10 protein-coding genes are annotated in these 7070 nt (G+C 49.4%); 3 read left to right on the top strand and 7 right to left on the bottom strand.

Going from position 1 to position 7070, the window contains the following annotated elements:
• Both NIG5292_RS12370 and NIG5292_RS12365 read right to left on the bottom strand, forming a co-directional pair.
• On the bottom strand, positions 1 to 563 hold a 563-nt coding region (locus NIG5292_RS12370), incomplete at its 3' end, for an AAA family ATPase (protein ID WP_048599852.1).
• 65 nt (positions 564 to 628) lie between these two features.
• Complete coding sequence (locus NIG5292_RS12365) at positions 629 to 1420, bottom strand: hypothetical protein (protein WP_048599851.1); 792 nt, start codon at positions 1418 to 1420, stop codon at positions 629 to 631.
• A gap of 449 nt (positions 1421 to 1869) precedes the next feature.
• On the opposite strand from NIG5292_RS12365, the gene NIG5292_RS12360 reads away from it, so the two are divergent.
• From NIG5292_RS12360 to NIG5292_RS12350, 3 genes are all read left to right on the top strand, one after another.
• On the top strand, positions 1870 to 2337 hold the full coding sequence (locus NIG5292_RS12360) for a hypothetical protein (protein ID WP_143082036.1): 468 nt from the start codon (positions 1870 to 1872) through the stop codon (positions 2335 to 2337).
• Between the two features lie 439 nt (positions 2338 to 2776).
• Positions 2777 to 3103 (top strand): DUF6626 family protein, encoded by a 327-nt coding sequence (locus tag NIG5292_RS12355; protein ID WP_048599849.1) that lies wholly within the window; start codon positions 2777 to 2779, stop codon positions 3101 to 3103.
• A gap of 123 nt (positions 3104 to 3226) precedes the next feature.
• Entirely contained in the window at positions 3227 to 3583 is a 357-nt protein-coding gene (locus NIG5292_RS12350) for a hypothetical protein (protein WP_048599848.1), read from the top strand.
• 294 nt (positions 3584 to 3877) lie between these two features.
• Here the strand turns inward: NIG5292_RS12350 and NIG5292_RS12345 are convergent, their stop codons facing one another.
• The 5 genes from NIG5292_RS12345 to NIG5292_RS12325 form a co-directional block, all read right to left on the bottom strand.
• Positions 3878 to 4273 (bottom strand): hypothetical protein, encoded by a 396-nt coding sequence (locus tag NIG5292_RS12345; RefSeq protein WP_048599847.1) that lies wholly within the window; start codon positions 4271 to 4273, stop codon positions 3878 to 3880.
• Between the two features lie 139 nt (positions 4274 to 4412).
• Positions 4413 to 5189, bottom strand: a complete 777-nt coding sequence (locus tag NIG5292_RS12340; RefSeq protein ID WP_158441666.1) for a flagellin — start codon at positions 5187 to 5189, stop codon at positions 4413 to 4415.
• A gap of 10 nt (positions 5190 to 5199) precedes the next feature.
• A complete protein-coding gene (locus NIG5292_RS12335) occupies positions 5200 to 5958 on the bottom strand; it encodes a flagellin N-terminal helical domain-containing protein (RefSeq protein ID WP_082136701.1) in 759 nt (252 codons plus the stop codon).
• Positions 5959 to 6046: 88 nt separating this feature from the next.
• Positions 6047 to 6298: a helix-turn-helix domain-containing protein gene (locus NIG5292_RS12330; RefSeq protein ID WP_048599844.1), complete on the bottom strand. Its 252-nt coding sequence runs from the start codon at positions 6296 to 6298 to the stop codon at positions 6047 to 6049.
• A gap of 85 nt (positions 6299 to 6383) precedes the next feature.
• On the bottom strand, positions 6384 to 7070 hold a 687-nt coding region (locus NIG5292_RS12325; RefSeq protein WP_144412758.1), incomplete at its 5' end, for an integrase core domain-containing protein.

Here is a 7070-nt window from a genome sequence, read left to right as displayed (position 1 = left end):
AAGTTTTGCAGCAGCTGCGCAACACCACTTTGGGTTACCCGCGCACCTTCTGCAGCAAGTATCGCTTGAGCGCGTGGCACCCAGTCTGTGTTGAGCGGCCTTTGAACTTCAACACAGCGCATTCGGCTCTGCAGAGCAGGCTTAAGCTTCTTGACGTAATTGGTGCTGGCCAAGAGCTGTACGCTTTTATGCTGTTCAATAAACGTACGGGTCTTGCCCGGCAGCGCATCCTCAACTTCATCGATCTCATCAATGATGATTAGTGCAGGCAATCCTGGCGCCCACATCTGCATCTGCGCCATGTTCAAGATCTTATCAAAGAGCCCCTTGCCCGCATCTGCACCGTTAACTGTAAAATCATCGCTCGCGATACCAGCTTGTGCGAACTGCGCTTCAACAATCAGTCGCAGAGCTTCTGATTTACCCGTTCCTGGTTCCCCATAGAGCAGCAAGGGCTTTGATGGGCGCGCTGTTGCATAGCGCATGATTGTGGCTGCAACTGTGGGATCTGCAAACACAAGATCCTGCACAGCCTTCGGCCGATGACGTTCCTCAAAAGTCATATAAACTCTCCTTAATTGACTAAGGCATGAGCTGCGGGAACAATCGTCCCGCAGCGTCAATTGGATCACTCAGCCGGTACTTGCTGGCTATCGGTGATGCGCACTTGGGCACCCATGGCAGCAAACAGCTTAGGGGCAAAAGTTTTGACATCCTCAGCACGGCGCTTGGCCACATCCACAGCCTCAAGCCCTTTTTGGTCATCTTGGGCTTTCTGATCGAGGTACTTGCCTGATGCGACCAACACAGTGTCGATCACTTTGGCTTCATTGTTGCCAAACAATAGATCACCAGTCCCGTTGGGATTGCAGCGAATAAGCCCCACAACGTAATCCTCATCATACTCACTATTGGGCTGGATAAATTCCGGCAGCGCAAAAGACGCCACAGGAATGCGCGCCATGTTCAGACCCGTAACAGCGATCTGCTTATAGTCATCCGCCGTCATCTTCTTGCCGTCTTTGATCTTCGACACCCGGCGCACTTCTTCAACACCGCCGCACTGCTCGATGTAACTCGTCAGTGTCTGCTCAGGAGCTTTAAGATCATAGGCAATCGTCAACAGTCGACCATAAGCGATTTCTCGATTGCCTTCTTTGCCAAAGACATACCGGATCACCTTTAAGCCAAGGCTCGTGCTGGTCCGAGGCTTCATAGAACGATCCGTCAGCAAAGAATTTAAAGCACGGCGCTTAGCAGTATCGTCCTTCATTTCAGTGAACACTGCAAAGCAACGCTCCAAAATAGCATAGAGCTCATCATTCGCAGATTTGAGCGTACCTTCTTCCCAAACAGCACGTGCTTTGGAGATTTGATCGAGGGTGTTCTCAAGTTGGGTTTTGTAAGTTGTAGCAGACATAATCTGTCCTCTCAGTTGGTTGATAACAAACGGCTCTAACGACCGCTTCACACTGCTGAGAATCAACAGCGCACACCCACTTTGCTGGACAGCCAAGCACTTTGGCTTACCTAACGAACATGTTGGAACTCGTTGAGTCACGTAATCAAACCCACTGCCGCCAGTCACGCATAGCGCCGACTTACAAACACGCTCAGCCCACTTTCAGCCAAAAACAGCCTCACAGTAAAAGCCCAAACCCACCCTATAAAGGCGCTCCTGGCTGGAAGTGTTCCGTCTATTATTATTGGTGGCTATATTTGCGCTACAACAACGATTATCGATCCACGTGCATTCATAATGGTGATGGCCCCTGCTCGCAGCTCTATGCTGATTTTGGGGACATCTTCGCCCAAAGCTTCAAAATCTGGTGGTCCACCCACTGCACACTCTTTGCGGAGCCACAGGCAGTGACCTTCACAAAAGATGCCCAGGTGTTCGATGCCAACGCTGACATCGTAGACGTGCAAATAGATCTGTCGTTAGGGTCTGAGGCCGTCGAGCGTGGCCTCAAAGACCTACACAGCCAATTACTCTTCCCCAAAAACACAGCGCTCTACCGCTCGGCTGCACAGTATCCAGTCGCCAGACGACCCGTGCTGATGAACCTGCACCGGCACCTAGCTGTGTTCAAATTACGTAAAGCCAATCCAACACTGCCCGATGAGCAAATCGCTGATCGCGTGGGTCTACATGCAGCACAACAAGCAAGCGGCATTTCCAAAACCTACATGGAGCGTCTCGGCTACTCGACCAAAGACATCGACGTTGAACTGCGCCGCGCCAAGCGTAAAGCCATTCAACATGATTTACGCTGCGCTCAGCACCTTATCGACGGCGTTGGCAAAGGTCAGTTCCCTATTCGCACAAGCGGCTAACATGGTTTGTAAGGTTGATAACCCATAGCGCTAGCTTATTGACACCCAACACAACCTTAAGGATATCAACCTTACCTCCTGATTTTGGAAGTTTCGCGCTTAGTTACAATGCCTTGTAGTCAGTGCTTAATCTAACTGCCTCAAAAACTTCACTGGTTTAAACCAGCAAACTAGTTTGCGGTGTTTGACAGCAACTTTTGCCCAAAACACAAAAAAAAAGAGCAGTGTTTTATTTGTTTTGCACGGGTAAATCCTCAGCCCATCATCAACGGCCACGTCACACAACACAGCCCAGTGGTAATGAGAAGTTAGGCACTTACGGACTTCGAACAGCACAGGGCGCATGTGTACAGCGCACAGACACCGCAACCCCAAGTATGGCCATGGGCCGGCTCATTTTAACTAAATAACAGTGAACATCAGTTAACGAGGAGATGTCATGAGTATCAAACTTCTTGAACATATTAGAGATGAGTTAATCAGCTCAGGGGCTGCTGCTAATACCCCTGAGTTTTGCCAAGCCTGGCTGGGGCGCAGTGAGGGCTACATCCGTGTGTTGCGCTACAACCGCATTGAGCCAAGTGTGGAAACACTGACTGTCTGCGCACATAAGTTAGGACATTATGCAGACAGTTTACGCAACAGTGACGCCCAGTCCCACCAACAATGGGTAAAGCGCTTTGATCGTCTTAAAGCCCTCTGCGATCAGGCCATAGCCCGCCAAGCAGAAGCGGTGTGGCGCGAGCCTGCGAGGATGGGCGCGTGAGCTTTTATCTGAAATGGGTTCTGCAGCCCAAAAAATCTGCGCTGCGGTTTTTTAGCGGGAAGTACTTACAGAAGTTGGCTGGTGATTTTGCATCACCCCATTTTGTACAGGTGGGTGTTGCACATGGATGACCGCGACGAACTGCGCAGACTAATCGATATGATTGAGAAAGGCTCTGGCACGGGCAGTCTTGAGCAAGCCGTTGATGACATCAAGACCTTTGCCAATACCGCAAGCTTTCTCGCCAACAAGCTGGACACACGGCTAAAGGGTGGCGACGTCAAATCAAAGAAGCAGCCAAAGTCGCGGATGGGTAAGGCTATTGCAGCTGTACCAAAGCCAAGTGCATCTAAGCCCCCTGCTCAAGCGCCAGAGCAGTCTTCGTCGGGCATGCCTCAGGCCACCAGTACAGTAACGTCACAGGCAGACTACGACAAGCTCAAGCCACAAGGGACGCAAGGAACTGTGGGTGGCGTGTAGTGCAGTGGTAGCTGTCACCGTCTATAAGCAGGCGTAAGGCGGTGAGTTTGGTGGGATCGCTATGTGTGGTAGTTAACGCGGGTTGGGGCGTTACGTGGGCTTTTGCGCAGGATATATGCGGATGTTGGAATTTGTAGGGACATGTGAGTTAAGGTTGTGAGTAGAGCCGAAAGGCATAGTCGAGATACCGCTTAATGAGCAGCACTCCCCTGAGCAGCCCATACAAGTCAATCATTCGCGCAAAAGATCCCTGCAAGGACGGACCACAGCCACGCGCCAGGCCCAATTATCAACTTATTGCCTACCAAGTGATTTACGCAATGACTGGAATGTTGCGTTTTCTTTTTTCGAAGTCTGACAGTCAGCCGTGAGCTTAATGTGTTCTTTGGCGCGCACAGGGGTACCCGAAAACACCACATCATCATATTTTTTAGCTAAAGAGAGCGTTAAATTATGAGTGGTCACTGTTTTTATACGAGCATTGCCGCCAGAAAAAACCGCGATCTTGCCCGTTGTCAAATCCTGGACCCTAAAGGCGCTTTCGCGCAGTGGACAGTTGTTCACCAACTGCACCTGCGCAACAATAGGTTTAGGAGAAACCTCGAAAAACTGCGCTTTTGTGATGAACGTATACGCTCCAACTATCCCAACCACGAGTATAGCAAGCAGATCTCCAGTCTTTAGCGTCATTCCATCATCTCCACATTTCTGAGAGTGCAAATGTCATATATCTTGAGGATTACCAACCTGTATAGCACTGCAAAGTATACCTTCAAGACAGCGAAAAGGCCCCCGCAAGCGAGGGCCTTTTCTACTCTTAGAGAGGCTCTTAGCCTTGCAGCAAGCTGAGTACACCTTGCTTCGAAGCATTTGCCTGCGCCAGCATCGCTGTTGCCGCTTGGCTCATGATCTGTGCCTTGGTGAGATCTCCAGTCACCTTAGCAAAATCAGCATCTTCGATACGAGACTGGGAGGTTCCAATATTGATCTGAATGGTCCCCAAGTTAGACATTGTGTGATCAAGTCGGTTGGAAACCGCACCAAGATCAGGCCGTGCATTAGACACACGTGCCAACGCTCCATCAATGATATTTAGGGCGTTTGCAGCACCTGCTGTGGTGGAAATGTCCACCGATCCTACAGACGATAGAGTAGACGAGGTGGTGACGATACCAGCTGCGGCAGGAGTTGCACCAAAAAATTCACCATCAGTTGTAAGGGTCTCTAAGGCACCTGTGGTAGTCTGGGTTATGGCGGTACCGGCCACCGCCACATCGTGTGTTGTTGCAAGCGTATAAGATTCATCAGAGCTCATTGTGACCTGACCGGTCACAGTGTAAGCTGCGGCATCAACATAAGTAGTCTGATCGGTTGCGGTATCCTCCAGCAAAACAACTAGGTCCACACCACCATCATTGTCGGTTGCTGTGTCTCCATTCCTGTCTAATGCTGTCAGGCGCATATTCGCAGTGCTTGTCGTTGAGAACGACCCAATGCTGATATCGTCTCCATCAATATCCGTTAACTCGAGAGCAGAATTCTGTCCGCCACTCAGAGCTGCGGTTACACCAGTTTCTCCTGCGATAGCGTTAATAGCGTCCCTCAAGTCACGTAGATCAGATGCACTTGCAATCGCAATTTGCCTCGCTGAAATCTGAAAGCTTGACCTTTGTAATTGCCGTTGCACTTACGCCTGTTTCAGAAGTGACTGCGTTAACCGCCGCAGCGAAACCTTTTGCGGATTTATCAGTGGCACTAACGTCAATAGTGGATGTACCAAACGATCCTGTAATTACTACATCGCCAGCGTCGTCCATGCCGTTTGTGGTACCACTCGCAATGTTTACAACCGAGTCAACCTGATGGGCGCCAATATTAGCTGTATTGACGGTGCCGATCGACATTGAGATGGTTTGGTTGGCTTCAGCACCAATCTGAAATTGCTTGGAAGCGAAGGTACCGTCCAGCAAAGCCATGCCGTTCCAAGTGGTTTGGGACGAAATGCGGTTAATTTCCGCTTGCAGTTGTGTAACTTCGAACTGCATTGACACGCGGTCAGACGCCACATTTGTATCATTGGACGCTTGAATTGATAGCTCACGCATGCGCTGCAAAATATTCGTAATTTCTTGATGAGCACCGTCTGTTGTGTCCACCAGAGATTGTGCATCTGCGGCATTCTTAATGGCCATTCCGATGCCTTTTACTTGGCTCTCCATACGCGTGGCAATGCTTAGACCCGCAGCATCGTCAGCCGCTGAATTGATCCGCTTACCAGAGGAAAGCTGCTCCATGGCAGATTCCATCTCTTTGTTCACTTTGCTCAAGTTATACTGAGCGTTGATGGACGCGGTATTTGTATTGCGCGGATTCACCTAAACAGAACTGCACATAAGCTGTTGATTTAAAACAATACACGAAGAATTGAGAGATTTCTTAAGCTAGAAATATAACGCTCAAACGTCATTCTTGGCAGATAGAGACTCCCAGCCGCCCGTCTGCCATGTCGAAGGTGACCCCGACAGTCGCAAAACCATCAACCAGCTTCTGAAGGGTAGCAACTCGCAATCCATCGAAGCTGCCCGTTTGGCTTGCAGCAGCTTCAATGCGCTTGATTGTACCCAAGCTGACACTTGTTAGCTCCGCCAACTGCAACTGAGAAAGGCCAGCTAAAGCCCGCGCGGCGGCAAGCTGTCTGGGCGTAATAGAGAGCATGAATCAACCTCTGTAACTTTTCCTAACTATTACAAATACCCTTGCTCATAGTCCATCACGACAATATATTAGTCTTCATAGCTATTTATGGAGACCTAATGTCTAATATAAAGTTCACAGAAGCTAATTTGAGACGCATTCCACACAGCAAATCTAAAATTCCCGTAATATATAAGTGTCTAGCCCCAATTTCAGTGCCACTAATTTTGGATTTCTCTAATAAGGTTTCTGGCATGGGAGGTCGCATTCCGAGTGCATGATGGGGCCTGATGTGATTGTATTCTTTGAGCCAAATATTGATTGCGACCTGAGCCTGTTTGATGCTGTGGAACCATTCAGCGTTTAGGACTTCTTGGCGAAGAATACCGTTGAACCGTTCATTGTAACCGTTTTCCCAAGGACTGCCTGGGTAGATTTGGATTGGTTTGACGCCAACCTTTCTGAGCCATTTTTGAAGGTGTTCAGCTACGAACTCCCCGCCATTGTCAGATCGAATGCATTCAGGCTTTCCGTATTTCATCAGCAAACGATGTATGACACGCAAAACATCATCTGAGTTCATCTTGTCTTGCACCTCAACGCAAAGAGCTTGGCGGGTAAACTCATCTAAGACGGTCAGCATCTTGTAGCTGCGCCCGTTACTCAGCTTGTCGTGAACAAAATCAATTGCCCAAACATGATTGGGATGCATTGGGCGCAAACGGATGACCGAACTGTCTTTGTGATACAGCCGCCTTCGTTTCTTATGCCGCTCTGGCAGCTTCAGCCCTTC

The sequence above is a fragment of the Nereida ignava genome (assembly GCF_001049735.1).
Classification (GTDB): domain Bacteria; phylum Pseudomonadota; class Alphaproteobacteria; order Rhodobacterales; family Rhodobacteraceae; genus Nereida; species Nereida ignava.
The sequence above is the reverse complement of the archived record's forward strand: the minus strand, read 5'-3'. Positions and strand labels throughout refer to the sequence as shown.

Excerpts from the sequence above, each read along its gene's own strand:
- NIG5292_RS12365 (WP_048599851.1), bottom strand. The coding sequence starts at position 1,420 with ATGTCTGCTACAACTTACAAAACCCAACTTGAGAACACCCTCGATCAA.
- NIG5292_RS12355 (WP_048599849.1), top strand. The coding sequence starts at position 2,777 with ATGAGTATCAAACTTCTTGAACATATTAGAGATGAGTTAATCAGCTCA.
- NIG5292_RS12350 (WP_048599848.1), top strand. The coding sequence starts at position 3,227 with ATGGATGACCGCGACGAACTGCGCAGACTAATCGATATGATTGAGAAA.
- NIG5292_RS12345 (WP_048599847.1), bottom strand. The coding sequence starts at position 4,273 with ATGACGCTAAAGACTGGAGATCTGCTTGCTATACTCGTGGTTGGGATA.
- NIG5292_RS12330 (WP_048599844.1), bottom strand. The coding sequence starts at position 6,298 with ATGCTCTCTATTACGCCCAGACAGCTTGCCGCCGCGCGGGCTTTAGCT.